This is a genomic window from Halomonas sp. HK25 (assembly GCF_047795635.1).
Lineage (GTDB): Bacteria > Pseudomonadota > Gammaproteobacteria > Pseudomonadales > Halomonadaceae > Halomonas.
Map to the genome: position 1 here is coordinate 969776 of NZ_CP181044.1, position 23692 is coordinate 993467.

At 67.0% G+C, this 23692-nt stretch carries 27 protein-coding genes; 17 read left to right on the plus strand and 10 right to left on the minus strand.

The annotated features are described in order from the left end of the window. The first annotated feature begins 17 nt into the window (after nucleotides 1-17). Entirely contained in the window at nucleotides 18-311 is a 294-nt protein-coding gene (locus ACM26W_RS04770) for a hypothetical protein (RefSeq protein WP_416139706.1), read from the plus strand. A 133-nt stretch (nucleotides 312-444) separates the two neighbouring features. Continuing rightward, nucleotides 445-747, plus strand: coding sequence for a DUF6482 family protein (locus ACM26W_RS04775; protein WP_416139707.1), 303 nt, complete (start codon nucleotides 445-447; stop codon nucleotides 745-747). An 84-nt stretch (nucleotides 748-831) separates the two neighbouring features. On the opposite strand, the gene ACM26W_RS04780 is transcribed toward ACM26W_RS04775, so the two are convergent. Both ACM26W_RS04780 and ACM26W_RS04785 read right to left on the minus strand, forming a co-directional pair. After that, entirely contained in the window at nucleotides 832-1227 is a 396-nt protein-coding gene (locus tag ACM26W_RS04780; RefSeq protein WP_416139708.1) for a thiol-disulfide oxidoreductase DCC family protein, read from the minus strand. Beyond that, nucleotides 1224-2819 (minus strand): cryptochrome/photolyase family protein, encoded by a 1596-nt coding sequence (locus tag ACM26W_RS04785; RefSeq protein ID WP_416139709.1) that lies wholly within the window; start codon nucleotides 2817-2819, stop codon nucleotides 1224-1226. Before ACM26W_RS04785 ends, ACM26W_RS04780 begins: the two co-directional genes overlap by 4 nt. Nucleotides 2820-2953: 134 nt before the next feature. Here ACM26W_RS04785 and hemH point away from each other — a divergent pair, with 134 nt between their 5' ends. Continuing rightward, nucleotides 2954-4054 (plus strand): ferrochelatase, encoded by a 1101-nt coding sequence (hemH, locus tag ACM26W_RS04790; protein WP_416139710.1) that lies wholly within the window; start codon nucleotides 2954-2956, stop codon nucleotides 4052-4054. 29 nt (nucleotides 4055-4083) lie between these two features. Here hemH and ACM26W_RS04795 read toward each other — a convergent pair whose 3' ends face one another. The 6 genes from ACM26W_RS04795 to ACM26W_RS04820 are packed head-to-tail and all read right to left on the minus strand — an operon-like array spanning nucleotide 4084 to nucleotide 9993. Continuing rightward, nucleotides 4084-4536, minus strand: coding sequence for a Na+/H+ antiporter subunit G (locus tag ACM26W_RS04795; RefSeq protein ID WP_416139711.1), 453 nt, complete (start codon nucleotides 4534-4536; stop codon nucleotides 4084-4086). A 10-nt stretch (nucleotides 4537-4546) separates the two neighbouring features. Continuing rightward, on the minus strand, nucleotides 4547-4816 hold the full coding sequence (locus tag ACM26W_RS04800; protein WP_416139712.1) for a K+/H+ antiporter subunit F: 270 nt from the start codon (nucleotides 4814-4816) through the stop codon (nucleotides 4547-4549). Beyond that, a complete protein-coding gene (locus tag ACM26W_RS04805) occupies nucleotides 4810-5307 on the minus strand; it encodes a Na+/H+ antiporter subunit E (protein ID WP_416139713.1) in 498 nt (165 codons plus the stop codon). The genes ACM26W_RS04800 and ACM26W_RS04805 overlap by 7 nt, the downstream gene beginning before the upstream one ends. Then, nucleotides 5304-6845 carry a monovalent cation/H+ antiporter subunit D gene (locus tag ACM26W_RS04810; protein ID WP_416139714.1) on the minus strand — a complete coding sequence of 514 codons (1542 nt, stop codon included), beginning with the start codon at nucleotides 6843-6845 and terminating at the stop codon, nucleotides 5304-5306. Before ACM26W_RS04810 ends, ACM26W_RS04805 begins: the two co-directional genes overlap by 4 nt. Further along, on the minus strand, nucleotides 6842-7183 hold the full coding sequence (locus ACM26W_RS04815; RefSeq protein WP_416139715.1) for a Na+/H+ antiporter subunit C: 342 nt from the start codon (nucleotides 7181-7183) through the stop codon (nucleotides 6842-6844). The genes ACM26W_RS04810 and ACM26W_RS04815 overlap by 4 nt, the downstream gene beginning before the upstream one ends. Next, nucleotides 7183-9993 (minus strand): monovalent cation/H+ antiporter subunit A, encoded by a 2811-nt coding sequence (locus ACM26W_RS04820; RefSeq protein ID WP_416139716.1) that lies wholly within the window; start codon nucleotides 9991-9993, stop codon nucleotides 7183-7185. The genes ACM26W_RS04815 and ACM26W_RS04820 overlap by 1 nt, the downstream gene beginning before the upstream one ends. A 389-nt stretch (nucleotides 9994-10382) precedes the next feature. Between ACM26W_RS04820 and ACM26W_RS04825 the strand changes: the two genes are divergently transcribed. The 11 genes from ACM26W_RS04825 to ACM26W_RS04875 all read left to right on the plus strand — a co-directional run bounded on the left by ACM26W_RS04825 (nucleotide 10383) and on the right by ACM26W_RS04875 (nucleotide 19723). Beyond that, the gene (locus ACM26W_RS04825; protein WP_416140815.1) at nucleotides 10383-12713 is read left to right on the plus strand and encodes a putative monovalent cation/H+ antiporter subunit A; all 2331 of its coding nucleotides are present in this window, start codon (nucleotides 10383-10385) and stop codon (nucleotides 12711-12713) included. Then, nucleotides 12706-13137: a Na+/H+ antiporter subunit B gene (locus tag ACM26W_RS04830; RefSeq protein ID WP_416139717.1), complete on the plus strand. Its 432-nt coding sequence runs from the start codon at nucleotides 12706-12708 to the stop codon at nucleotides 13135-13137. The genes ACM26W_RS04825 and ACM26W_RS04830 overlap by 8 nt, the downstream gene beginning before the upstream one ends. A 30-nt stretch (nucleotides 13138-13167) precedes the next feature. After that, nucleotides 13168-13515: a Na+/H+ antiporter subunit C gene (locus ACM26W_RS04835; protein WP_416139718.1), complete on the plus strand. Its 348-nt coding sequence runs from the start codon at nucleotides 13168-13170 to the stop codon at nucleotides 13513-13515. Beyond that, nucleotides 13512-15089, plus strand: coding sequence for a Na+/H+ antiporter subunit D (locus ACM26W_RS04840; RefSeq protein WP_416139719.1), 1578 nt, complete (start codon nucleotides 13512-13514; stop codon nucleotides 15087-15089). Before ACM26W_RS04835 ends, ACM26W_RS04840 begins: the two co-directional genes overlap by 4 nt. Further along, the gene (locus ACM26W_RS04845; RefSeq protein WP_416139720.1) at nucleotides 15086-15559 is read left to right on the plus strand and encodes a Na+/H+ antiporter subunit E; all 474 of its coding nucleotides are present in this window, start codon (nucleotides 15086-15088) and stop codon (nucleotides 15557-15559) included. The genes ACM26W_RS04840 and ACM26W_RS04845 overlap by 4 nt, the downstream gene beginning before the upstream one ends. A gap of 21 nt (nucleotides 15560-15580) precedes the next feature. Continuing rightward, complete coding sequence (locus ACM26W_RS04850) at nucleotides 15581-15850, plus strand: monovalent cation/H+ antiporter complex subunit F (RefSeq protein WP_416139721.1); 270 nt, start codon at nucleotides 15581-15583, stop codon at nucleotides 15848-15850. Continuing rightward, nucleotides 15843-16247, plus strand: coding sequence for a monovalent cation/H(+) antiporter subunit G (gene mnhG / locus ACM26W_RS04855; RefSeq protein ID WP_416139722.1), 405 nt, complete (start codon nucleotides 15843-15845; stop codon nucleotides 16245-16247). The genes ACM26W_RS04850 and mnhG overlap by 8 nt, the downstream gene beginning before the upstream one ends. Before the next feature lie 138 nt (nucleotides 16248-16385). Then, nucleotides 16386-16538, plus strand: a complete 153-nt coding sequence (locus ACM26W_RS04860) for a DUF2256 domain-containing protein (protein ID WP_416139723.1) — start codon at nucleotides 16386-16388, stop codon at nucleotides 16536-16538. Continuing rightward, nucleotides 16535-17923: a DASH family cryptochrome gene (locus ACM26W_RS04865; RefSeq protein WP_416139724.1), complete on the plus strand. Its 1389-nt coding sequence runs from the start codon at nucleotides 16535-16537 to the stop codon at nucleotides 17921-17923. The genes ACM26W_RS04860 and ACM26W_RS04865 overlap by 4 nt, the downstream gene beginning before the upstream one ends. Continuing rightward, complete coding sequence (locus ACM26W_RS04870) at nucleotides 17920-18375, plus strand: DUF3429 domain-containing protein (protein ID WP_416139725.1); 456 nt, start codon at nucleotides 17920-17922, stop codon at nucleotides 18373-18375. The genes ACM26W_RS04865 and ACM26W_RS04870 overlap by 4 nt, the downstream gene beginning before the upstream one ends. A gap of 70 nt (nucleotides 18376-18445) precedes the next feature. Continuing rightward, nucleotides 18446-19723, plus strand: coding sequence for a lytic murein transglycosylase (locus tag ACM26W_RS04875; protein ID WP_416139726.1), 1278 nt, complete (start codon nucleotides 18446-18448; stop codon nucleotides 19721-19723). 54 nt (nucleotides 19724-19777) lie between these two features. Here ACM26W_RS04875 and ACM26W_RS04880 read toward each other — a convergent pair whose 3' ends face one another. Then, nucleotides 19778-20275 (minus strand): PRC-barrel domain containing protein, encoded by a 498-nt coding sequence (locus ACM26W_RS04880; RefSeq protein WP_416139727.1) that lies wholly within the window; start codon nucleotides 20273-20275, stop codon nucleotides 19778-19780. A gap of 148 nt (nucleotides 20276-20423) precedes the next feature. Here ACM26W_RS04880 and ACM26W_RS04885 point away from each other — a divergent pair, with 148 nt between their 5' ends. Continuing rightward, a complete protein-coding gene (locus ACM26W_RS04885; protein WP_416139728.1) occupies nucleotides 20424-20999 on the plus strand; it encodes an ATP-dependent zinc protease in 576 nt (191 codons plus the stop codon). Between the two features lie 23 nt (nucleotides 21000-21022). Here the strand turns inward: ACM26W_RS04885 and ACM26W_RS04890 are convergent, their stop codons facing one another. Beyond that, complete coding sequence (locus ACM26W_RS04890) at nucleotides 21023-21736, minus strand: 16S rRNA (uracil(1498)-N(3))-methyltransferase (RefSeq protein ID WP_416139729.1); 714 nt, start codon at nucleotides 21734-21736, stop codon at nucleotides 21023-21025. Between the two features lie 100 nt (nucleotides 21737-21836). Here ACM26W_RS04890 and phaR point away from each other — a divergent pair, with 100 nt between their 5' ends. Together phaR and purD are read left to right on the plus strand one after the other, a co-directional pair. Beyond that, nucleotides 21837-22289: a polyhydroxyalkanoate synthesis repressor PhaR gene (phaR, locus tag ACM26W_RS04895; protein ID WP_416139730.1), complete on the plus strand. Its 453-nt coding sequence runs from the start codon at nucleotides 21837-21839 to the stop codon at nucleotides 22287-22289. 88 nt (nucleotides 22290-22377) lie between these two features. Next, complete coding sequence (gene purD, locus ACM26W_RS04900; protein WP_416139731.1) at nucleotides 22378-23670, plus strand: phosphoribosylamine--glycine ligase; 1293 nt, start codon at nucleotides 22378-22380, stop codon at nucleotides 23668-23670. The last annotated feature ends 22 nt before the right edge of the window (nucleotides 23671-23692 follow it).

Consider the following 23692-nt stretch of genomic DNA (forward strand, 5'->3'; position numbering starts at 1 on the left):
AGAACAGAGGAGGCACCATGGCAGGCGGATTTCGGCGCGGCAATCGGCAGCGCACCCCCAAGCTTCAGGCGCGCGGCGAGCTTCAGTCCCTGGAGCGTGAAGGTCCCTTCAAGGAGTGGCTGGGCATGCCCGATCTCTATCGTTACCAGCTGGTGGTGGAGGGCGAGGCCTACAGCTACCAGACCGAGGACGCCGAGCTGCCGGTGCGGGTAGGCGACCAGGTGGTGTTCCGTTACAAGGAGACCAAGGCGGGTAACTGGATCGACCGCAACTCCTTGGGGAAGGCCATCGATCCCTCAAGCTACCAATAGCCTGTAATCAGTCACTTGCGGAACCCTCCGGCGTGTCGATGGTCACAGCCTCGACACCCAGTCGTCACTGTGGCGTCATCTGATGGCGCCAGACTATGGCGCACTGCAATCACAAGAACCCCTGGAGGGAACCATGGAATTCAAGGATCTCAAGGCCTTTGCGGCCCATCACGACAACTACGAGATTCGCATCATCGGTCATGCCGGCAGCCGCTTCTATCAGGTGGAGCTGGAAGATATCGAGGGCCAGCGTCACATGCTGGTCCGCCAGGGCAAGCCGGTGCTGTTCCGCTCGCTGGATGACGTCTACCTGGAGCTCAAGCGCGCCGGCATCCATCGCGCCTATCTGGTGCAGCAGGTGCCCCACGACGAAATGATCGGCCGCGAGGCGCACTACCACGACCCTCTGACCTCGCGCATGCCGCTGGTGTTCTGAGACGGACCTCGGCTTGAGCCTCTCCGGCGCCGCTGGCTTACCGTACTGCCACGTCTTCTCACTCCCGCCACGTTTCTCACCTCGCTACTTCCGCCGCCGCCCCTCCATCCAGCGCCCCAGGCGCACCCGGTGGCGGGCAAACCAGCGATACCCCGCATCCATCAGCGGTGCGATACCCGGCAGGCAGCTCAGCCATACCAGCCGACGATAGCCCAGCACGGCGTAGAGCGCGCGGCTGGCGTCCATGCCGACGAACCAGCGCCCGCCTCCGTCCTGCAGGTGGAGCCGGCCCATCATGGCGTCGAAGCTCCTGCCTACTGCCTCGGCGTCGAAGCCAGTCGCCTGGATATCCACGAGTGCCACTCGCTCACGGTGACGGTGTCGGGCGAGCCAGGCCACCTCGCGCTGGCAAAGGGGACAGTGACCGTCGTGGTAGAGGGTCACCGGTTCGCGGGCATGCAGGGGGGCGCGTCGACTCATGAGGTCTCCTCGCGGTAGCCGGCCAGGTGGACGCCGCGCTGTCCCTCGGCCTCACCGTGCCAGGCCGTCGTGCGCGGCAGGTTCGCCAGGAAACGTTCGGCCTGGTCGCGGATATCGGCCCGCTTCTGCTCGTTCATTCTGGCAAGTGACCCGTAGATCAGCTTCATGCGCGGGTTGGCGGAGAGCGTCTCGGCGTGACGCTCCAGGAAGTGCCAGTACAAGCTGTTGAGCGGGCAGGCGCCCTCGCCGGTGACCTGCTTCGGGTCGAAGCGACACTGGTGGCAGTGGTCGGACATGCGGTCGATGTACTTGCCCGAGGCACAGTAGGGCTTTGAGCCCATCAATCCCCCGTCGGCGTGCAGCACCATGCCCAGCACGTTGGGCAGCTCCACCCACTCGCAGGCATCGGCATAGACCGCCAGGTACCAGTCTCCCAGGGCCTCGGGGGCGACGTCGCAGAGCAGGGCGAAGTTGCCGGTGACCATCAGCCGCTGGATATGGTGGGCATAGGCGTTGTCGCGGGTCATCTCGATCGCGCGCTGCAGGCAGCGCAGCTCGGTATCGCCGCTCCAGTAGCAGGCGGGAAGCGCCTGGCTGGCCCCCAGGGCGTTGGCGTGCTTGTAGTCCGGCATGCGGGTCCAGTAGAGGCCGCGGACATACTCTCGCCAGCCCAGGATCTGGCGAATGAACCCCTCCACCGCATTGAGCGGGGCACGCCCCTCGAGATACTCGCGCTCGGCTCCCTCGCACAGCTCCCGGGGCGAGAGCAGCCCCAGATTGAGCGACGCGGAGAGCCGCGAGTGAAACAGGTAGGGCTCATCGTCGCTGATGGCATCCTGGTAGCGGCCGAAGTCCGGCAGCAGGTGTTCGAGGAAGTGGCGCAGGTCGACCAGCGCCTGGCGCCGCGTCACCGGCCAGTGGAAGCCCTCGAGGCTGCCGAAGTGATCGCCGAAGTGCCTGGCCACCAGCGCGAGCACTGCCTCGGTAGTGGCGTCTCGTCCGTGGCGGGGTAGCTCGGGAACCGCCAGGTCGGCCGGCAGCGGTTGGCGGTTGTCGTGGTCATAGTTCCACTTGCCGCCGGCGGGCGCGCCATCTTCCATCAGCAGGCCGGTGTCACGCCGTCTCTCGCGATAGAAGTATTCCAGCCGCAGCGATTTGCGGCCGTGCGCCCAGGCGGCGAAGTCTTCCGGCGAGGTGAAGAAGCGGTCGTCCTCGAGCATCCGCCAGGGCAGGGCGGCCTCGGCTCGTGCCTGGATGTCATGCCACAGGCGCCACTCGCCGGGGCGCACGACGAGGATCTCGGCGCAGCCGTACAGCACCGCCAGGCGCTCCGCCTCGGGCACCAGCGCCTGGGCATTGTCGGGGTCGTCCAGGGCGCTGTAGTGAACCCGGGCGCCGCGCTTGCGCAGCTGCGCCGCGAAGTGGCGCATGGCGGCCAGGATCAAGGCGATCTTCTGCGGGTGATGAGGCACATAGGTGCCCTCTGCGGACACCTCGCACAGCGCCACCACGGCGTCGTCGGGCAGGTCGCGCAGGCTGGCAAGCTCAAGGCTGAGCTGATCGCCGAGTACCAGCACCAGGGGGTGGGGCATGGGTTGACCTAAGGCTGTACGAATAATATTTATAGTACAACTTAATCCCCGCCGCGGCGAGGGCCTGATACACTAGTCCGCGTCTTGTCACACCCACATCACCACCCTGAGCGCACCGACCAAGGAGCCATCCCATGACCACCGCGACCCAGGATTCGGCCAACCCCGACATGGACCGCCCCGGCAACGGTCGCCTGGCCCATGCGCCGGGCGACCACCCACCGGTCCCCCGCGCCAAGGTGGGCGTACTGCTGGCCAACCTGGGCACGCCGGATGCCACCGACTACTGGTCCATGCGCCGCTATCTCAGCGAGTTCCTCTCCGACAAGCGGGTGGTCGACTACCCGGACTGGAAGTGGCAGCCGCTGCTGCAGCTGATCATCCTGTCGCGGCGGCCCTTCAAGTCCGGCGAGGCCTATCGGAGCATCTGGAACACCGAGAAGAATGAGAGCCCGCTGTTGACCACTACCCGGGAACAGACCCGCAAGGTGGCCGAAGGCCTGGAGGCGATGTTCGGCGATCAGGTGATGGTCGACTTCTGCATGCGCTACGGCAACCCCTCTACCGACAGCGTGCTCAAGCGGATGCAGGCGGCGGGCTGCGAGAAGATCCTGTTCTTCCCGCTCTACCCCCAGTACGCCTCGCCGACCACCGCCACCGCCAATGATCAGGCGTTCCGCACCCTGATGACCCTCAAGTGGCAGCCGGCGCTGCGTACCGTGCCCGCCTACTTCGAGCATCCTCAGTATATCGAGGCGCTGGCCAACACGGTGCGCGAGGCCTATACGACCGCGGCGACGCCGCCCGAGGTGCTGGTGGCCTCCTACCACGGGGTGCCCAAGCGCTATCTGATGGAGGGCGACCCCTACCACTGCCAGTGCCAGAAGACCACGCGGCTGCTGCGCGAGGCACTGGGCTGGGAGAGCGAGGCCATCCAGACCGCCTTCCAGTCCCAGTTCGGGCCCGAGGAGTGGGTGGGACCAGCCACCGTGGAGCACGTGGCCGAGTTGGCCCGACAGGGCAGGAAGCACATCGCGGTGATCTCGCCGGCCTTCTCTTCCGACTGCGTGGAGACCCTGGAGGAGATCGAGGAGGAGATCCGCGATGCCTTCCTGGCGGCGGGAGGCGAGTCCTTCACCTATGTGCCCTGCCTCAATGAGCGCGACGACCATATCGCCGCGCTCGTTGCCATCATCGACAACGAGCTGTCCGGCTGGGTGGCTCCCGGGGGCTGAGGGCTGCCTGGCCTGACCTGTCCCTGGCGTCAGCGGGGCAGGCGGGGCTTCTGGCGGGACTTCTGTAGGGACTTGCGGCGTATGCGCCAGGGGTGGCGTGCCTTGGCGGGACGCGCCACCCGGCTCTGGCCCACGTCCTCATCGCGCAGCTCCGGCAGCGAGCCGCGGGTGCTGGTGATGAAGCGCAGGTGCATGTGCAGGCCGGTCTTGGCCAGCATGTGGCCAGTGACCGGCGCGGTGATGAACAGGAACAGGGTGATCAGCAGCTCCTGCACGTGGAACTCGCGCTGGGTGATGGTGAAGTAGAGCATCGAGGCGATCAGCACGCAGCCGATCCCCAGGGTGGTCCCCTTGGTGGGGCCGTGCAGGCGCATGAAGAAGTCCTTGAACTGCAGCATGCCCAGCGAGCCGGTGAAGGCGAACACGCCGCCCGCCACCAGCAGGAAGGCGATCACGCCCTCGGCGATCACGTAGAACGTCATGTTGGCCTCCTCACTCGATGATATCGCCGCGCAGCAGGTAGCGGCAGATGGCCATGGTGCCGACGAAGCCCAGCATGGCGATCAGGATCGCCGCCTCGAAGTAGGTCTTGGTGTTCAGCCACAGCCCCAGCAGCACGATCAGCGCGATGGAGTTGACGTAGAGGGTGTCCAGGGCCAGCAGCCGGTCGGGCACGTCGGGTCCCATGGCCAGCCGCAGCACGTTCATGGCCATGGCCGCCACGATCAGGCCCAGGCTGATCATCAACGCGATATCTAGCATTCGAAGATCTCCTTGAGCGGGCGCTCATAGCGCTCCTGTATCTCGCGCACCAGCGCCTGCTCATCCTGCATGTCGAGCACATGGATCAGCAGCGACGAGCGGTCCAGGCGGATGTTGGTGGAGACGGTGCCCGGGGTCATGGTGATGGTGTTGGCCAGCAGGGTGATGGTCAGCGGTTCCTTGACCTGCAGGGGGTACTCGATGAAGCCGGGATGGGGCTCGCGCTTCGGTGACAGGATCAGCAGGCTCACCTGGAGGTTGGCCTTGACGATGTCAAGGAGCACCTTGATCACGAACAGGGTCAGTTTGATCGGGTGACGCACCCGCGGCAGCGGTTCCCAGAAGCCGCGGGTGAGCAGTGGAATGCCCACCGCCAGGAAGGCGCCGAGGAGCAGCTGGCCGGGTGCGACGCTGCGCACCAGCAGCAGCCAGACAACCAGCAGCACCAGCGACAGGGTGGGGGTGGGCAGCAGGCGACCCATGGCTCTCATGGTGACTCTCCCTCGGATGTGGTCAGCCGACCGAACTGCAGGGCAGGGGATTCACCGAGCAGCCGGGAGACCACGACCTGCGGCTCGGCCAGCTGTTCGGCGGTAGCGCGGGCGTAGTCGCTGACCGGACCGGCGAAGCCCACCAGCAGCGGTGCGCTGGCCAGCAGCCAGAGCACGCCCGCCAGTTGGGGCCGTGACACTCGGCCGCTGTCCACCTCGCCCTTGTAGCTGGCCCAGAAGAACACCGAACCGGCCCGAGACATGGCGAGCAGCGCACAGAGCCCGGCCAGCAGCAGCAGCGGCCACAGCCACAGCCGGGCGGCTCCCTCGGCGGCCTGCATCAGCAGCAGCTTGCCCAGGGCGCCTGCCAGGGGCGGCAGGCCGGCCACGGCCACGGCGGCGATCAGGAACATGCCGCCCAGCAGGTGGCGCTGGTAGAGGCGGCGGCCGCGCACCAGGCGGGTGCCCGCCTTGCCGCGCTGCTGCCCGATCAGCTCGGCGATCAGGTAGAGGGCGCCGCACGCCAGGGTGGTGTGGGGCAGGTAGTAGAGCAGGGCGCCGACCGCCTCGATGGTGCCCAGCGCCTGGCCGGCCAGCAGGGTGCCCACCGAGACCAGCACCAGGTAGGCCACCAGGGTGCGCAGGTCTCGGGCCGCCAGCACGCCGATACCGGCCAGGGCGATGGTGGCCAGCCCCGCCCACCACAGCCAGGCGGTGATCGCCTCGGCGGCGGGAGTGTCGGCGAAGATCAGTGACTGCACCCGCAGGATGGCGTAGAGCCCCACCTTGGTCATGATGGCGAACAGCGCGGCCACCGGCGCCGGCGCCGCCGCGTAGGTGCGCGGCAGCCAGAAATAGAGGGGAAGCAGCGCGGCCTTGAGACTGAAGACCACGATCAGCAGCAGGGCACCGGCGGTCACCAGCGCCGCCTGGTCGCCGGACATCACTGCGACGCGGCGCGCCATATCGGCCATGTTGAGGGTGCCGGTGGCGCCGTAGAGCACGCCCAGCGCCACCAGGAAGAGCGCCGAGCCCGCCAGGTTGAGGATCACGTAATGGAGGCCTGCACCGATGCGCTCCTTGCCGCCGCCGTGCATCAGCAGGGCATAGGAAGCCAGCAACAGGATCTCGAAGAACACGAAGAGGTTGAACAGGTCGCCGGTGAGGAAGGCACCGTTGAGCCCCATCAGCTGCAGCTGGAAGAGGCCGTGGAAGTTGCTGCCGCGGGCATCCTCGCCGGCGCTGGCAAACAGCACGCAGCCCAGCGCCAGCACCGCGGTGAGGGCAAGCATCAGCGCCGACAGGCGATCGACCATCAGCACGATGCCGAAGGGGGCTTGCCAGTTGCCCAGGGCGTAGAACAGCAGCTCACCGCCGGCGGCGCGGGACAGCAGCCAGGCACTGACCAGCACCTGGGCCACGCACATCGCGATGCTCAACTGGCGCCGGCGGGCGTCGCTGGCCTGGCTGGTCAGCAGCAGCACCAAGGCGCCGATCATCGGGATCAGGACCGGCAGGGTGATCAGGTGCTGGATCATTTGGCATCTCCCCCTTCACCCTGCTGGCCGTCGACGTGGTCGCTGCCCAGCTCGCTGCGGGCGCGGATCGCGAGGATCACAACGAAGGCGGTCATGGCGAAGCCGATGACGATAGCGGTGAGCACCAGCGCCTGGGGCAGCGGGTCGGCCGGGTTGATCGACTCGCCGATCACTGCCGCGGCGTGGGTGTGCAGGCCTCCGGTGGAGAACAGGAAGAGGTTCACCGCATAGCCGAGCAGGGTGAGGCCGACGATGACCGGAAAGGTACGCCCGCGCAGCAGCAGGTAGATGCCGCTGGCGGTGAGCATGCCGACCACCATCGAGAAGAGGGCTTCCATCAGCGTTCCTCCAGCGTCGGGCGATGGATCGTGGTGACCCTGCCCAGGTTGATCAGGATCATCAGGGTGGCGCCGACCACGGCCAGGTAGACCCCCAGGTCGAAGAGCATCGCCGAGGCCAGCTCGATCTCGCCGATCAGCGGGATATGGAAGTGGCCGAAGGCGGAGGTGAGGAAGGGGTAGCCGAACAGCCAGCTGGCCAGGCCCGTGGCCACCGCGATGGCCAGGCCGGAGACCGCCACCACCGGGTAGGAGATCGGCAGGCGCTCGCGGGTCCAGTCGTGGCCGCGGGCCATGTACTGCAGGATCAGCGCCACGGCGGTGATCAGGCCGGCGATGAAGCCGCCGCCAGGCTGGTTGTGGCCGCGCAGGAAGATGTAGACCGACACCAGCAGGGCGAGTGGAAGCAGGATCTGGGCCACCACGGCGAGGATCATCGGGTGGCGGTGCCGCGACCAGCGAATGCCCTCCAGGTTGCCCGCCGGCATGAACAGCCGCATGCGGTTGAGCAGCTTGAAGGTGGCCAGGCCCGCCAGGGTCAGCACGGTGATCTCTCCCAGGGTATCGAAGCCGCGGAAGTCCACCAGGATGACGTTGACCACGTTGGTGCCGCCACCGCCGGGCAGCGCTTCGCGCAGGAAGTAGTCGGCAATCGAGATCGTCTCACGGGTCAGCAGCGCATAGTTGAGCATCGCGACGACCAGCCCCAGCGAGACGGCGAGCAGCAGGTCGCGCAGGATGCGCCGGCTCGAGACCAGCAGGGGAGGGCGTTGGGGCAGGAAGAACAGCGCCAGGATGAACAGGATCATCGACACCACCTCCACCGAGAGCTGCGTCAGCGCCAGGTCGGGGGCGGAGAAGCGCACGAAGGTCAGCGAGACGGTGAGGCCCACTACCGAAAGCATCAGCAGCGAGACCAGCCGCCAGCGATGGCTCAGGGCGCTGCCGATGGCGCCGAAGACCATCAGTGCCGCCCCCAGGACCAGCATGCCATCAACCGGCTGCAGGCCCAGCGGGCCGGTCAGGGCGTCGAGCTTGGCCAGTCCCACCGCCACCATGGCCAGGGCGCACAGGAGCAGCAGCGCCTGGTAGCGCTGCAGGGAGCCGTTCTCCAGGCGCTGGGTCAGCCACAGCGCCGCCTTGATCACCCGCAGCACGGCGGCCTCGAAGATTCGCCCGGCGTCACGGGCGGGGAACAGGGCCGTGATCGCGGCCAGGCGGCGGTGCTGGCGCAGTACCAGCACCCCGGCAGCCACCGCCACCAGGCTCATGGCCAGGGGCAGGTTGAGGCCGTGCCATAGCGAGAGGGTGAACAGTGGAGTGGTGTCGCCCTGCACGGCGAGGCTGGCGGCATTGACCAGAGGGCCGGCCAGGGCCATGGGGAACAGGCCCACCGCCAGGCTCATCGCCGCCAGGAACAGGCCCGGTGCCAGCATGCCGCGGGCTGGATCGTGCGCCTGCATGGGTGGCTGCGCTTTCTGCTCCCGGGTCAGCTTGGGGGCGGCGAAGAACAGGCTCCAGATCAGGCGCAGCGAGTAGGCCACCGAGAGGGTAGCGGCCACCATCACCAGCAGCGGGATCAGCGCGCTCAATGCCCCCAGCACGTTGTTGAGCAGGCTCTGCTCGAACAACATCTCCTTGGAGAGGAAGCCGTTGAAGGGCGGAAAGCCGGCCATGGCGGAGCCCGCCAGGATCACCATGGTGCCGGTGAGCGGCATCATCGACCACAGGGCGCCCAGACGGTCGATGTCGCGGGTGCCGGTCTCGTGGTCGATGATGCCCACGCTCATGAACAGCGCCGCCTTGAAGGTGGCGTGGTTGAGGATGTGGAACACCGCGGCGACGATGGCCAGCGGGCTGCCCAGGCCCAGCAGCAGGGTGATCAGGCCCAGGTGGCTCACCGTGGAGAAGGCCAGGATGCCCTTGAGGTCACGCTCCATCAGGGCGAACCAGGCGGCGTAGAGCATGGTGGCGAGGCCCACCAGGGAGAGCGATACTGCCCACAGCTCGCTGCCGCCCAGCGCCGGGGTGAGCCGGGCCATCAGGAAGACCCCGGCCTTGACCATGGTGGCCGAGTGCAGGAAGGCAGAGACCGGGGTGGGGGCCGACATGGCGTGGGGCAGCCAGAAGTGGAAGGGAAACTGGGCCGACTTGGTGAAGGCGCCGAACAGCACCAGCGCCAGGATCAGCGGGTAGTGATCCGAGGCGCGAATCAGGTCGCCGGCGGCCAGCACCTCGCTCATGTCGAAGCTGCCCACCGTCTGGCCGATCAGCAGCAGGCCGGCGAGCAGGGCCAGGCCGCCGGCGCCGGTCACTGCAAGGGCCATGCGCGCCCCGCGTCGGGCGTCGCTGCGGTGTCCCCAGAAGCCGATCAGCAGGAAGGAGGTGATGCTGGTCAGCTCCCAGAACAGCCACAGCAGCAGCAGGTTGTCGGCCATGACGATGCCGACCATGGCGGTCATGAACAGCATCATGTAGGAGAGAAAGCGGCCGTCGTCCTCCTTGGCGCTCAGGTAGTGGCCGGTGTAGTAGAGGATCAGGCTGCCGATGCCCAGTATCAGCAGCGCAAACAGCATCGTCAGGCCGTCGATGCGCAGTGCGAGATCGAGGCCCAGCTGGGGCATCCAGGTCAGCGAGAAACGGACCACCTCGCCGCCGAGCACCGCCGGTGCCTGGAGCAGCACCAGGCCGAGCGCGAGCAGGGGGGCGATCAGGGTGGCGAGGACGCAGGTGCGGCGACCATGGCGAGAGGTGGATATCGGCACCAGGGCGCCGAGCAGGGTGAGGAGGGGGATCCACATCAGTGCCATTGGTTTGCTCATCCACGCAATGGCGGGGGCGCAATTGGCCAGGCCGGGCATCGCCAGGATGCCTTGGGCCCGGGCAGCCACGTCACCGCCCGGCTCGTGTTCATCTCGACGACCCGGAGGGGTGCCGAGGCGCTGGTATGCGGCAACCGGGCGCAGCGAAAATTCGCATGATAATCATTAACTAATGATACAATGGCGACTTTCGTTTACGTTGATGCATGGCCCGTTCTTGCCACTCGCCGGCGAGAGTCTATAGGCTTTCACTATTGATAAACAGGCCGCTGGGTGCTGCGCCGCGTCATCCATTAGGCGAATGCTGATCCAGGTCGGCTAGGCCCGATGGGCGCCCCTTGGACCTTCGGACGAACCAGACCAGGAGAGCTACCTTGATGCAATTCGCCGTGCTATCGGGATTCCTGCTGGCCGCGCTGGCGCCGCTCTTCCATCGCTGGTTCGGCGATCGCGCCAGCTTCTTCCTGGCCGCCTTCCCCGGGGCCCTGGCGCTGTGGTTCCTGAGTCAACTGCCGGCGGTGATGGCCGGCGAGACCCTGGTGTTTGCCATGGAGTGGGTGCCCTCGCTGGGGATGAGCCTGACCTTCGTGGTCGACGGTCTGTCGATGCTGTTTGCGCTGCTGGTCACCGGCATCGGCACCTTCGTGCTGATCTACGCCGGGGGCTACCTGAAGGGGCACCCCGACCTGATGCGCTTTCATCTGGCGCTGCTTGCCTTCATGGTCTCCATGCTGGGGCTGGTGTTGGCCGACGGCCTGTTTACCCTGTTCGTGTTCTGGGAGCTGACCAGCATCACCTCCTACCTGTTGATCGGCTTCAATCACACCGATCTCGAGGCGCGCAAGTCGGCTCGCCAGGGGCTCTTCGTCACCGTGGCGGGTGGGTTGGCGCTGATGGCGGGCCTGGCGATGCTGGGTGTGGCCGGGGAGAGCTGGTCGCTCTCCGAGCTCAATGCCATGGGCGATGTGCTGCGCGACCATGACCTCTACACGCCGTTGCTGATCTGCCTGCTGCTCGGTGCCTTCACCAAGTCGGCCCAGTTTCCCTTCCACTTCTGGCTGCCCAACGCCATGGCGGCCCCCACCCCGGTCTCCGCCTACCTGCACTCGGCCACCATGGTCAAGGCGGGCATTTACCTGCTGGCCCGCCTGCAGCCGAGCCTGGGCGGCACCGAGATGTGGACGGTGACGCTCTCGGTGGTGGGGGCACTGACCATGTTCACCGGCGCCTTCCTGGCCATTCGCCACACCAACATCAAGAAGCTACTCGCCTACTCCACGGTGATGGCGCTGGGTACCCTGACCATGCTGCTGGGCATCGGCACCGAGGGGGCGATGATCGCCTTCGTCACCTTCCTGCTGGCCCACTCCCTCTACAAGGGGGCGTTGTTCATGGTGGCCGGCATCCTCGACCACGAGACCGGCACCAAGGACGTCACCGCCATGGGTGGGCTGCGCCCGCTGATGCCGATCACCGCCGTGGTGGCCATGGTAGCGGCGCTGTCGCTGGCCGGGGTGCCGCCGCTGTTCGGCTTCATCGGCAAGGAGCTGATGTTCGAGTCGGTGCTCGAGGCGAGCGCCTGGCGGTGGCTGGTCCTGCTGCTGGCCTTCTCCGCGGCGATCTTGACCATCGCCGTGGCGGCCATCGTGGTGCTGCGGCCCTTCTTCGGGCAGCGCCGCCAGACACCGCGGGTGGCCCATGAGGCGCCGGCTTCCATGCTGCTGGGCCCGGCGGTGCTGGCCATGCTCTCGCTGCTGCTGGGCCTGCTGCCGACGCTGGCCGGCACCGGGCTTCTGACCGCGGCGGCCTCGGCGGTGGCCGGCACGCCGGTGGCGGTCAAGCTGTCGCTGTGGCACGGCATCAACCTGCCGCTGCTGATGTCGCTGGTGAGCCTGGCGCTGGGCTACCTGCTGTTCACGCGCTGGGATCGCGTGCGCGCGCGGCTGGCACGCCTCGACCCGCTGCTCTCCCGCGGCCCGGAGGCCGGCTACGACGCCTTCATGGATGGCGTGGTGGTGGTCTCCGACTGGCAGACTCGGTTGCTGCAGAATGGCTATATGCGCAATTACATCCTGGTGATGATCGTTACCCTGATCGCCCTGGTGGGCAACTCGCTGCTGCTGCGCCACGCGCCCCAGTTCCATATCGCCCTGGACGTGCAGTTCCACGAGGCCATCGTGGTCGGCACCATGGTGATGGGCGCCCTGTTCGCCACCATCTCCCACTCGCGGCTCGGTGCCGTGGTCTCGGTGGGTATCATGGGCTTCTCCATCGCGCTGATCTTCATCCTGTTCAGCGCTCCCGATCTGGGCATCACCCAGCTGCTGGTGGAAACCCTGACGGTGATCCTGCTGGTGCTGGTGCTGTTCCGCCTGCCGCGCTTCTCGAACCTCTCCACTCCCCTGGAGCGGGTGCGCGACGTGGTGGTGGCCGGCAGCCTGGGTGGGCTGATCACTCTGCTGGTGCTCACCTCCTGGAGCATCGACCAGTTCGTGCCGATCTCCGACTATATGATCGCCAACAGCGCGCCGCTGGCCCATGGACGCAATATCGTCAACGTGATCCTGGTGGACTACCGCGCCCTGGACACCCTGGGCGAGATCTTCGTGCTGGCCCTGGCCGCCATCGGGGTCTTCGCCATGCTCAAGCTGCGCGCCCCGGAGAAACCGAAGAAGAGCGCCTCGGTCAAGGAGAACGCCGATGGTTAAGTCCGGCACCATCATCCTCAACACCGCCGCACGCATGCTGGTCCCGTTGCAGCTCATGTTCTCGATCTTCCTGCTGCTGCGTGGCCACGACGAGCCCGGCGGCGGCTTCATTGCCGGCCTGGTGGCCGCCGGTGCCTTTACCGTGTACCTGTTCGCCTTTGGAGTCAGCGCCACCAAGGAGGTGTTGCGCATGCTCGACCCCCGAGACCTGATCGGCATGGGTCTGCTGCTGGGCATGATCTCGGTGGTGCCGGCCTGGTTCGTCGGCGAGCCCTTCCTCACCGCCCAGTGGTGGGAGATCCCCGGCATCGACTTCAAGGCCTCGACGCCGCTGATCTTCGATATCGGCGTCTACCTGGCCGTGCTCGGCTCGGTGCTCACCATGGTGATGACCCTGATGGAGGTGGACAAGGATGAGCCCTGAGAACGCCGCCCACCGGACAGGAGATGCCCTATGGAACCCCTGATGGCGATTGCCATCGGCATGCTGTATGCCGCCGCGATCTTCCTGATGCTGCGCCGCTCCATCGTCAAGCTGGTGATCGGGCTGATGCTGCTGTCGAACGCCGCCAACCTGTTGATCTTCACCTCGGCGGGGATGACCCGCGGCGCACCGCCGCTGATTCCCGAGGGCATGCTGGCCCCGGAAGGGATAGTGGCAGACCCCTTGCCCCAGGCGGTGGTACTGACTGCCATCGTGATCGCCTTCGGCGTGCTGGCCTTCGCCGTGGTGCTGATTCGCCGGGCCTACGAGATCGTCAAGGCCGATGACCTGGACAAGATGAAGGATACCGATACGTGAGGCCCGAAGTCGCACTCCCCGTCCTCCTGCCGCTGCTGTCGGGTGCCATCTCGCTGCTGTTCTGGCGCTCGCGGCCCATGCAACGCTTCACCGCCGTGGCCGGCAGCCTGGCACTGCTGGTGGTGGCGCTGTGGCTGTTCACCTCGGTGTATCAGGATGGCTACGTGATCATCCAGATGGGCGGCTGGGAGGCTCCCTACGGCATCACCCTGGTGGCCGACATGCTCAGCGCGGTGATGATCGTGCTCACCGCGCTGATCGGCCTGGTGATCGCCATCTACTCGCTGGCCTCTACCGGGCCGGACCACGAGAAGTTCGGCTTCTACCCGCTGATGCACCTGCTGCTGGCCGGGGTGGCCGGCGCCTTCCTCACCGGCGACATCTTCAACCTCTACGTCTGGTTCGAGGTGATGCTGGTGGCCAGCTTCGCGCTGCTGATCCTCGGCGGCGAGAAGGCGCAGATGGAAGGGGCGATCAAGTACGTGACCCTCAACCTGCTGGCCTCGGTGATCTTTCTCACCGCCATCGGCCTGCTCTACGGCATGGTGGGCACCCTCAACATGGCCGACATCGCCCTGCGCCTCCACGAGGCCGAGCATCAGGGCATGGTGGAGGTGCTGGCGGTGATGTTCATGGTGGCCTTCGGCATCAAGGCGGCGGCCTTCCCGCTGTTCTTCTGGCTGCCGGCCTCCTACCACACGCCGCCGGTGGCGGTGTCGGCGCTATTCGCCGGCCTGCTCACCAAGGTGGGGGTCTACTCGCTGTACCGGGTCTTTACCCTCATGTTCGACGAGACCCTGGACTATACCCAGGACCTGCTGATCTGGGGGGCGGCCCTGACCATGGTCACCGGGGTGCTGGGCGCGGCGGCGCAGTACGAGTTCCGCCGCATCCTGTCGTTCCATATCGTCAGCCAGATCGGCTACATGATCCTGGGGCTGGCGCTCTACACGCCCCTGGCCATCGCCGGTGGCATCTTCGCGGTCATGCACAACATCGTGGTCAAGACCAACCTCTTCCTGATCAGCGGCATCACCCGTCGCCTGCAGGGCACCTACCAGCTCAAGAAGATGGGCGGGCTCTACAAGGAGCGCCCCTGGCTTGCCGTGGCCTTCTTCCTCTCCGCCTTCTCCCTGGCCGGTATCCCGCCGCTGTCGGGCTTCTTCGCCAAGTTCGTGATCGTGCGCGCCGGCATCGAGGCGGAGGCCTACGTGGTCACGGCCGTCGCCCTGGCGGTTGGCTTCATGACGCTCTATTCCATGGTCAAGATCTGGAACGAGGTATTCTGGAAGGCGCTGCCCGAGGATAACCTGGTGCCCGAGCGCGAGACCGGGGTGGGTGACGATGGCCGCATGGTCAAGGCGAGCCTGTGGCTGATGACCCTGCCGGTGGGGGTGCTGGCGGCGCTGTCGCTGCTGATCGGCATCTTTGCCGAGCCACTGATGGGCCTGATGAACACCGTCGGGGCGCAGCTGATGAACCCCCAGGGCTACATCGATGCGGTGCTGGGCGGTAACGTGGACGTCAGCGAGGCCCTCATCGAGGCGCCGGCAAGCGAGGAGGCAAGCCCATGACCGGAGCCATCTGGAACCTGCTGCTGGCCCTGGCCTGGGTCGTGCTGAGCGGCGACTTCACCGGCCTCAACCTGGTGGTGGGGCTGGTGATCGGCTACATCGCCTTGCTGCTGATCGAGCCCCAGGTGGAGGCCCTCAAGGGCTATCCGGGACGCATCCCGAGGATCCTGGGGTTCATCGGCTTCTTCATCAAGGAGCTGCTGATGGCCAACCTCAAGGTGGCCTTCGACATCCTGACCCCGCCCTGGCACATGAAGCCCGGGGTGATCGCCTTGCCCCTGGAGGCGCATACCGAACTGGAGATCACCATGGTGGCCAACCTGATCTCCCTGACCCCCGGCACCCTGAGTCTGGACGTCTCCGACGACCGCAAGGTGCTCTACATCCACGCCATGTTCCTCGACGATGAGGAGGAGCTACGCCGCAACCTCAAGGAAATGGAATACCGTGCCCTGGAACTGTTTCGCTGAGCCTTGCCGAGAGGTGCCCGCATGGATACCGTGATCCTGATCAGCCAGGTCATCATGAGCCTGGGGCTGGTCCTCGCCTTCGTGCGCGTGGTGCGTGGGCCGAGCCTGCCCGATCGTGTCGTGGCCCTGGAGCTGTTCTCCACCATCGTGGTGGGCCTGGTGGGCGTCTACGCCATCAGCTCCGGTGTGTCGAGCTTCATCGACGCCGCCATCGTCATCGCCCTGATGGGCTTCCTGGCGGCGATCGGTTTCGCCCGTTTCCTGGAACGTGGAGGACCGCGCGATGATTGAGTTCATCAAGGGCACCCTCATCCTGACGGGCGCCACATTCATGCTGCTGGCCGCCCTGGGAATCCTGCGCCTGCCCGACCTGCTGACTCGCCTGCACGCCACCACCAAGGCCGCGGCCCTCGGGGTGATCCTGATCATGCTGTCGGTGGCGATGCACTTCGCCGAGGTGGGAGTGGCGGCGCGCGCCTTCGCCATCATCGTCTTCATCCTGATGACCGCCCCGGTGGCCGCCCACGTGATCGGTCGGGCCGGCTACTTCGTCGGCTCCAAGCTGTGGAGCGGCACGGTCAAGGATGAACTGCGCCCCAACTACGATCCGCTCACCCACGAGCTAAAGAGCGGTCACGAGACCGAGGCCAACGCCCGGCGCGAACCGAAGGAGACCGACCCCTCCTGATCGGCAGTGCATAGCCTCTCCATCGAAGGCCGCCCCAGGGCGGCCTTCTGCCGTCATGGGGCGGGGGAGCGGTCGGGCTTTAAGTTATACACTTATTGTACGATAATAATTTCCTGTCCATGAAGGCGGGACCTTACCGTGCATCTCAAACCTCACCTGCCCAGCAAACCCTGCGGCCACTGCCAACGACCCTTCGCCTGGCGCCGCAAGTGGGCGCGCTGCTGGACGGAGGTTCGCTACTGCAGCGAGCGCTGCCGGCGCGAGGCGCGTCGCGCAGGAGCTACCTCATGAGTCTGACGCTCATCTGGCTACGCCACGACCTGCGCCTGGCCGACAATCCGCTGTTCCAGTTCGAGACCCCGCCGGAGCAGCTACTCTGCGTCTATGCGCTCGATCGCTCCTGGCTGTCGCCGCTGCCCGGTATCGATATCCCACGCATCGGGCCCGCCCGACTTCGCTTCCTGTGGGAAAGCCTGATGGCCCTGCGCGGCGAGCTGCTCAAGCGCGGCAATGATCTGCTGGTGCGCGTGGGCGACCCGGTGACGGTGGTCGCCGACCTCGCGCACCTCCATGGGGCAAGCCAGGTGCGGGTGCGGCACGAGGCCGGCTGGGATGAGGCCCAGGCCTCTGCATTGTTGGCCGAGCGGCTGGAGAAGGGTGTCGAGCTGCGGCAGTCCGACGGCGGGCTGCTGTATGACGAGGCCTGCCTGCCTATGCCGGTGGCCGACCTGCCGGGAAGCTTCTCGGCCTTTCGTCGTCGAGTGGAGCGCGACGGAGCGGTGCCTGCGGCCTTTCCGGCGCCGGTGACCCTGCCGCCCTGGCCCGATTCGGCACCGCGCGGTTTTCCGGCGCTGGATAAGGTGTGCAGCCAAGCTGCCCGCTGGGCGTGCGATGATCGCGGCGGTTTCCGCTTTGCCGGCGGCGAGGCCGAGGGACTCGCCCGTCTCGAGCACTACCTGTGGCAGAGCGGCGCCGTTTCGCGTTACAAGCAGACCCGTAACGGCCTGCTCGGCACCGACTTCTCCACGCGCCTCTCGCCCTGGCTGGCCCACGGCTGCCTCTCGGCGCGCCAGATCCACGACGCGGTGCGCGGCTGGGAGGCCGAGCACGGTGCCAGTGAATCGAGCTATTGGGTCATCTTCGAGCTGCTGTGGCGCGACTACTTCCACTGGGCGGCGCGTCAGGAGGCGGCGGCGCTGTTCGGCGCGCGCCGGTTTCCGCAAGCCGATGAGCCCTTCCGGGCCTGGTGCGAGGGGCGAACCGGACTGCCCTTCATCGACGCGGCCATGGGGGAGCTGGCTGCCACCGGCTGGCTCTCCAACCGGGCTCGCCAGCTCGTGGCGAGCTACCTGGTGCATGAGCTTCAGGGCGACTGGCGGATGGGGGCGGCCTGGTTCGAGCACGCCCTGCTCGATTACGATGCGGCCAGCAACTGGGGCAACTGGCGCTATGTGGCCGGCGTTGGCCGTGACCCCCGAGGGCACCGTTTCGATGTCCTCTGGCAGGCCGAGCGCTACGACCCCGAGGGGGCCTACGTGGCACACTGGCTGCCCGATATCGCCGAGCTGCCGCCGGGGAGTGCTCGCCATCGTCCCTGGTCGGTGGATCCCGAGCGCTTCCCACCCCCGTCCCCACGGCTTTCGCTATTTTCCGAGCCTGACCAGGAGACGCCATGACCGCCGCTTGCCTTCCTCGACTGCCCTGGGGCCTCGGTCTCGCCGGCCTGATTCCATTCCTGGCGCTGGCAGGAGCGGCCTGGCTGGCACCGGTGGCCTGGCAGGTCATCGCCATTCCGGCCTTCCTCACCTACAGCGCCGTGATCCTCTCCTTCCTGGGCGGAGTGCAGTGGGGTGTGGCGATGTCCCTGGAGTCGGAAGACAGCGACGGCTTTCGTGCCCGGCTGGTCCTCAGCATGGCGCCGAGCCTGATCGCCTGGCCGGCGCTGCTGCTGCATCCGGTCACCGGTGCCTGGGTGCTTATCGCTGGCTTCCTGCTGGTCCGCCTGCACGAGTGCGGCAAGGTGAGCCGTGAGCTGCTGCCCGGCTGGTACCAGTCACTGCGTACCCTGCTGACGGTGGTGGTGGTGGCCTGCCACGGGCTGGTGATCTGGCGCCTCGCCGTCGCGTAGAGGGGGCTGGCGGTGCCGCCGATTCTGCGCGATGATCGCCCAGACCCCAGCAAAGGAGAGCGCAAGCGTGATGAAACGGACCCTTACCCTGGGCCTGCTGCTGGGCCTGCTGGCCGGTTGTCAGAGCGGCCCGGCCCGAGAAGCCAAAGCGGCGGATGAGAACGACCCGAGCGAGACGGCCGCCGCCGCCCAGGCCGGCACGAACGCCGCCGAGGCCGAGCCGGCGACGCCCGCCGACTTCGACGCCTGGCTGGCCCAATTCCGTCGGGAGGCTCGCCGCGAGGGCATCTCCGAATCGACCCTGGCCCGCGCCTTGGATGGCGTTCGTTATCGGCCCCGGGTGATCGAGCTCGACCGCTCCCAGCCGGAGTTCGTGCGTCCCATCTGGCAGTACCTGGATAGCGCCGTCTCCGCCCAGCGAGTCACTCAGGGACGCGCCAAGCTGGCCGAGCATCGCGGCACCGCGCGCCGCATGGAACAACGCTACGGGGTGCCCGCCGAGGTGGTCGTGGCGATCTGGGGCATGGAGAGCAACTACGGCGGCAATTTCGGCAGCTTCTCGACCCTCGAGGCGTTGGCGACCCTGGCCTTTGAAGGCCGCCGCAGCGATTTCGCCCGTGGTGAGCTGCTCGCTGCCCTGCGTATCATCGAGGCCGGCGACATCGCCCCGCAGCGCATGATCGGCTCCTGGGCGGGGGCCATGGGCCATACCCAGTTCATTCCCTCGAGCTTCGAGGCCTACGCCGTGGACGGCGATGGCGACGGCCGCCGCGACATCTGGGGCAGCATTCCCGACGTCATGGCCTCCACCGCCAACTACCTGGCCCGAGCCAACTGGCGCACCGGCGAGCCCTGGGGCGTTGAAATCAAGATCCCCAACGGCTTCGACTATGCCCAGGCAGAGCTCGCCACCCGGCGCAGCGCCCGCGAGTGGGCGGAGCAGGGCGTGCGCCCGGTCGGCGGAGGTAGCCTGCCGGCGTTCGATGCCGCCTCGGTGATCGTGCCGGCGGGTGCCCGCGGGCCGGCTTTCCTGGTAGGGCCCAACTATCGGGCGATCCTTCGCTACAACAATGCCACCAGCTATGCCCTGGCGGTGGGCACCCTGGCCAAGGAGATCGCCGGCCGCGGAGGGATCAGCGCCGGCTGGCCCCGTGACGAACAGCCGCTCAGCCGTGCCCAAGTGCGCGAGATGCAGCAGGCACTCAACGCTCGCGGCTTCGAGGTGGGAACCCCGGACGGCATCATGGGTCCCAACACCCGGCGTGGGCTGCGTACCTACCAGCAGTCGATCGGCGTGACTCCGGACGGCTTCGCTACCTTGCGCCTGCTCGAACGGCTGCAGCGTTAACGGGAGGCTCGGTGCCGGCGAGAGAGGACAGATCATTCACGCCGGTACGTGGCTTCAGTTGGACAAGTCGTCGATTGCCTCGCCGATCGCTCGGCCAGCGCGCTCGGCGCCCTCCTGGGTGGTTTCCCAGGCCTCGCGGGCCCGCTCCCGAGCCAGGTCCCACCAGTCCTGGTCGTAGCGCGGCAACTCCTCGAAGGCTTCTTCGTGGATCTCGACGATCACGTCGTGGGTGATTTTGCCGTCATCGTCTTCGTAGGAAAGCAGGTGATAGCTGTCGTTGCCTATCACGATCGCGTCATCGCCGATACCTAGACTGTTGTGGGGACGCACCACCAGGGAGTGCACCTGCCTGTCTTCGCCGAGCAGGATGTCCCTGACATCACCGGCCTCGCTGTCCGGCGCTGCCTCGAAGTAGACCTCGGCATCGAGGATCGACATGACCGAGTATAGCCCCTGGGGTTCGTACTGGGCCTGGGCATAAGCGGTCAGGCTGGCTGCCAGCAAGGCGGCACCAGTGGTCAGAGACGCTTTTGCAACACCTTGATATTTCATGGGTTGACCTCCTGTCCTGGCAGTGGCGCCAGTGTCGAGTGGTGAGTTCACAGCGGAATTGACGGCGTCCAGCTCTTTAGCCTTGAAGAGAGAAGCGATATCGTCAAGCATTGCCCGGCAGGGCGCTTTACACGAAGGAGGAATTTTCATGCGATCGAGCATGTCTGGCTGGCGGCTGCCGGCGGCCATGGTGGGCCTGCTGGCCGGCCTCGCGCTGGCCACTCCACAGGCGCAGGCCGACAAGGTTTTTGGCTGGGTGGAGCGGGCCACCATCGAGCCCTGGGGCGTGGCGGTGAAAGCCAAGCTGGACAGCGGCGCACTCACCTCCTCGCTGGACGCCCGAGAGATAGAGAGCTTCGAGCGCGACGGCGAGGAGTGGGTGCGCTTTCGTCTCAAGCTGGAGGACACCGCCAGCGGCGAGGCCTTCTCCGAGGAGCTCGAGCTGCCGCTCTATCGCGATCTGCGCGTGCGGGGCGCGGGAGGCCGCGATGAGCGCCCGGTGGTGCTGATGAAGGTCTGCCTGGGCGATACCATCTACGAGGAGCAGTTCAGCCTGCGCGATCGCGAGGAGATGAACTATCCGTTGCTGCTGGGTCGGCGCACCCTCTCGCATCTGGGGCTTCTGGACGTGCGCGAGACCTTCCTGCAGCGCCCGGACTGCAACGAGGAATCGCCGCTTCTCGAACATGAGCCGGACGAGCTGAGCGAGGGGCACGACGACTGAGCCGTTGGCCTCCCCCCCTGGTCTCAGAACAGCCGCGCCAGCAGGGCAGTGACCGCGGTCTCAACCCGCAGGATCCGCGGCCCCAGGTGGATGCCCTCGCAGCCGGCCTCGAGCAGCTTCTCCACCTCCCAGGGAATGAACCCTCCCTCCGGTCCCACCAGCAGCAGGGTGGGGTCGTCTATGCCCCGCGGGCAGGCAGCGGCCATGCCCGGGTGGGCCAGCAGGCCGCGCCGGCCCTGGAGCAGGCCGGGCAGGCGATCCTCCACGAAGGGGCGGAAGCCCTTCTCCAGGGTGACTGTCGGCAGCAGGGTGTCGCGGGCCTGCTCCAGGCCCAGCACCAGGTGCTGATGTATCTTCTCCGCGGCGAGCTCCGGCGACTGCCAGTAGCTCTTCTCCACCCGGCGTGACTGCAGCAGGGTGATCGCCTTCACGCCCAGCGCGGTGACGTGCTCGAGGCTTCTCGCCAGCATGCGGGGGCGGGGTAGCGCCAACACCAGATGAACCGGCAGGGCCGGGGGCGGTGGCTGATCGAGGCCATCGAGGGCGAAGGTGGCCTCGTGCTCGTCGAGGCAGAGCAGCTCGCCGCGGCCGATGCCGCCGCCCGCCACACCCAGGGTGAGGCGGTCACCGGGCGCGGCGCGGTGCACCTCGCGCAGATGACGCAGCCGGCGCGGGTCGGTCACCCGGGCCAAGCGGTGGTTCTCGATATCCTCCGGATCAAGCAGGATCAGGTTCATCAGGGCCTCGCGTTGGCGACTATACCTTGCATGGATGGTTTCGCGGTGCACAATAGCCGTACAGGGGCAGACGCCCCCACATCGATTGAGGAGCAGCGCCGTGCGCGTGATTCGCAAGTATGCCAACCGCAGGCTCTATGATACCGAACAGAGCCGCTATGTGACCCTTGAGGATCTGCGCAAGCTGATCCTCGACGAGGTGCCGTTCCGGGTCGAGGACGCAAAGAGCGGCGAGGACCTGACGCGCACCATCCTGCTGTCGATCATCATCGAGCAGGAGCAGGCCGACGGCGATGCGGAGGTCTTCTCCAACGATCTGCTGGCGCAGTTCATCCGCGTCTACGATATGACCCAGCCGCTGCCGCTGGCGCGCTATCTTGAGCAGGGTACCCAGTTGATGCTGGAGCAGCAGAAACGCGTGCAGGACCAGTGGCAGCAGGCCATGCGCGTCACCCCGATAGAACTGATGCGCGAGTTGACCGAAGAGAACATGAAGTTCTGGCAGAAGACCATCGGCCAGGCCGGCGGCAAGGACGATGACGAGACGAAGTGAGCCCCGGGCGCGGCTCTGCACTTTCTGACATAATGCCGCCTCGTTACGGCTCGTCGAGCTTTCGATTCGCAGAATGCAGGTGGAACGGATGAAGGTGCTGATCATCGGCGGCGGTGGCCGCGAACATGCCCTGGCCTGGAAGGTCGCTCAGTCGCCCCTGGTGGCGTCGGTCTTCGTGGCGCCCGGCAATGCCGGAACCGCCCGGGAGCCGGGCATGGCCAACGTCGACATCGGGGTGGACGACCTCGACGGCCTGGTGGCCTTCGCTGGTGACCAGGGCATCGACCTGACCATCGTCGGCCCCGAGGCGCCGCTGGTGGCCGGCGTGGTCGACCGCTTCCGCGAGGCGGGGCTGGCGATCTTCGGTCCCGCCGCCGGCGCCGCCCAGCTGGAGGGCTCCAAGTCCTTCACCAAGGATTTCCTGGCCCGTCATGCTATTCCCACGGCCGACTACCGGACCTTCACCGAGGTCGCGCCGGCGCTCGAGTACCTCGCCGTGCAGGGTGCCCCCATCGTGATCAAGGCCGACGGCCTGGCCGCCGGCAAGGGCGTGATCGTGGCCATGACCCTCGCCGAGGCCGAGGCGGCGGTGCGCGATATGCTCGAGGCCAACGCCTTCGGTGATGCCGGCGCCCGGGTGGTGATCGAGGAGTTCCTCGACGGCGAGGAGGCCAGCTTCATCGTCATGGTGGACGGCGAGACCGTGCTGCCCATGGCCACCAGCCAGGACCACAAGCGGGTGGGTGAGGGCGATACCGGCCCCAATACCGGTGGTATGGGCGCCTATTCCCCGGCGCCGGTGGTCACCGATGAGGTGCACGCCCGGATCATGGCGCGGGTCATCCTGCCCACGGTGCGCGGCATGGCCGAGGAGGGCCACCCCTACACCGGCTTCCTCTACGCTGGCCTGATGATCGACGCCGAGGGAAACCCCAGGGTGATCGAGTACAACTGCCGCTTCGGCGATCCCGAGACCCAGCCGATCATGCTGCGACTCGCGTCCGACCTGGCCGAGCTGTGCCTGGCCGGCGCCACTGGCCAGCTCGCGGGCAAGGCCTGCGACTGGGATGCGCGCGCCGCGGTGGGCGTGGTGTTGGCCGCCGGCGGTTACCCCGCCAGCTATCGCAAGAATGACCCCATCGAGGGCATCGAGGCCGCCGAGGCGACCGGCTGCAAGGTCTTCCATGCCGGCACCGGAGAGCAGGGCGGCCGGCTGGTCACTGCCGGCGGGCGCGTGCTCTGCGTCACTGCCCTGGGCGAGGGGGTTTCGGCCGCGGCCGAGCAGGCCTATCGGGGTGTTGACGCCATCCACTGGGAGGGTGTGCTGTGCCGTCGCGATATCGCCTACCGGGCCATCGCTCGAGAGCGTGGCGAGCACTGAGCCACCGCGATCCAAAACGGGA

What these genes read in the sequence shown, in the direction of transcription:
- ACM26W_RS04770 (WP_416139706.1), top strand. Translation starts at nt 18, where the DNA reads ATGGCAGGCGGATTTCGGCGCGGCAATCGGCAGCGCACCCCCAAGCTT.
- ACM26W_RS04775 (WP_416139707.1), top strand. Translation starts at nt 445, where the DNA reads ATGGAATTCAAGGATCTCAAGGCCTTTGCGGCCCATCACGACAACTAC.
- ACM26W_RS04780 (WP_416139708.1), bottom strand. Translation starts at nt 1,227, where the DNA reads ATGAGTCGACGCGCCCCCCTGCATGCCCGCGAACCGGTGACCCTCTAC.
- ACM26W_RS04785 (WP_416139709.1), bottom strand. Translation starts at nt 2,819, where the DNA reads ATGCCCCACCCCCTGGTGCTGGTACTCGGCGATCAGCTCAGCCTTGAG.
- hemH (WP_416139710.1), top strand. Translation starts at nt 2,954, where the DNA reads ATGACCACCGCGACCCAGGATTCGGCCAACCCCGACATGGACCGCCCC.
- ACM26W_RS04795 (WP_416139711.1), bottom strand. Translation starts at nt 4,536, where the DNA reads ATGACGTTCTACGTGATCGCCGAGGGCGTGATCGCCTTCCTGCTGGTG.
- ACM26W_RS04800 (WP_416139712.1), bottom strand. Translation starts at nt 4,816, where the DNA reads ATGCTAGATATCGCGTTGATGATCAGCCTGGGCCTGATCGTGGCGGCC.
- ACM26W_RS04805 (WP_416139713.1), bottom strand. Translation starts at nt 5,307, where the DNA reads ATGAGAGCCATGGGTCGCCTGCTGCCCACCCCCACCCTGTCGCTGGTG.
- ACM26W_RS04810 (WP_416139714.1), bottom strand. Translation starts at nt 6,845, where the DNA reads ATGATCCAGCACCTGATCACCCTGCCGGTCCTGATCCCGATGATCGGC.
- ACM26W_RS04815 (WP_416139715.1), bottom strand. Translation starts at nt 7,183, where the DNA reads ATGGAAGCCCTCTTCTCGATGGTGGTCGGCATGCTCACCGCCAGCGGC.
- ACM26W_RS04820 (WP_416139716.1), bottom strand. Translation starts at nt 9,993, where the DNA reads ATGGCACTGATGTGGATCCCCCTCCTCACCCTGCTCGGCGCCCTGGTG.
- ACM26W_RS04825 (WP_416140815.1), top strand. Translation starts at nt 10,383, where the DNA reads ATGCAATTCGCCGTGCTATCGGGATTCCTGCTGGCCGCGCTGGCGCCG.
- ACM26W_RS04830 (WP_416139717.1), top strand. Translation starts at nt 12,706, where the DNA reads ATGGTTAAGTCCGGCACCATCATCCTCAACACCGCCGCACGCATGCTG.
- ACM26W_RS04835 (WP_416139718.1), top strand. Translation starts at nt 13,168, where the DNA reads ATGGAACCCCTGATGGCGATTGCCATCGGCATGCTGTATGCCGCCGCG.
- ACM26W_RS04845 (WP_416139720.1), top strand. Translation starts at nt 15,086, where the DNA reads ATGACCGGAGCCATCTGGAACCTGCTGCTGGCCCTGGCCTGGGTCGTG.
- ACM26W_RS04850 (WP_416139721.1), top strand. Translation starts at nt 15,581, where the DNA reads ATGGATACCGTGATCCTGATCAGCCAGGTCATCATGAGCCTGGGGCTG.
- mnhG (WP_416139722.1), top strand. Translation starts at nt 15,843, where the DNA reads ATGATTGAGTTCATCAAGGGCACCCTCATCCTGACGGGCGCCACATTC.
- ACM26W_RS04865 (WP_416139724.1), top strand. Translation starts at nt 16,535, where the DNA reads ATGAGTCTGACGCTCATCTGGCTACGCCACGACCTGCGCCTGGCCGAC.
- ACM26W_RS04870 (WP_416139725.1), top strand. Translation starts at nt 17,920, where the DNA reads ATGACCGCCGCTTGCCTTCCTCGACTGCCCTGGGGCCTCGGTCTCGCC.
- ACM26W_RS04875 (WP_416139726.1), top strand. Translation starts at nt 18,446, where the DNA reads ATGAAACGGACCCTTACCCTGGGCCTGCTGCTGGGCCTGCTGGCCGGT.
- ACM26W_RS04880 (WP_416139727.1), bottom strand. Translation starts at nt 20,275, where the DNA reads ATGAAATATCAAGGTGTTGCAAAAGCGTCTCTGACCACTGGTGCCGCC.
- ACM26W_RS04885 (WP_416139728.1), top strand. Translation starts at nt 20,424, where the DNA reads ATGCGATCGAGCATGTCTGGCTGGCGGCTGCCGGCGGCCATGGTGGGC.
- ACM26W_RS04890 (WP_416139729.1), bottom strand. Translation starts at nt 21,736, where the DNA reads ATGAACCTGATCCTGCTTGATCCGGAGGATATCGAGAACCACCGCTTG.
- purD (WP_416139731.1), top strand. Translation starts at nt 22,378, where the DNA reads ATGAAGGTGCTGATCATCGGCGGCGGTGGCCGCGAACATGCCCTGGCC.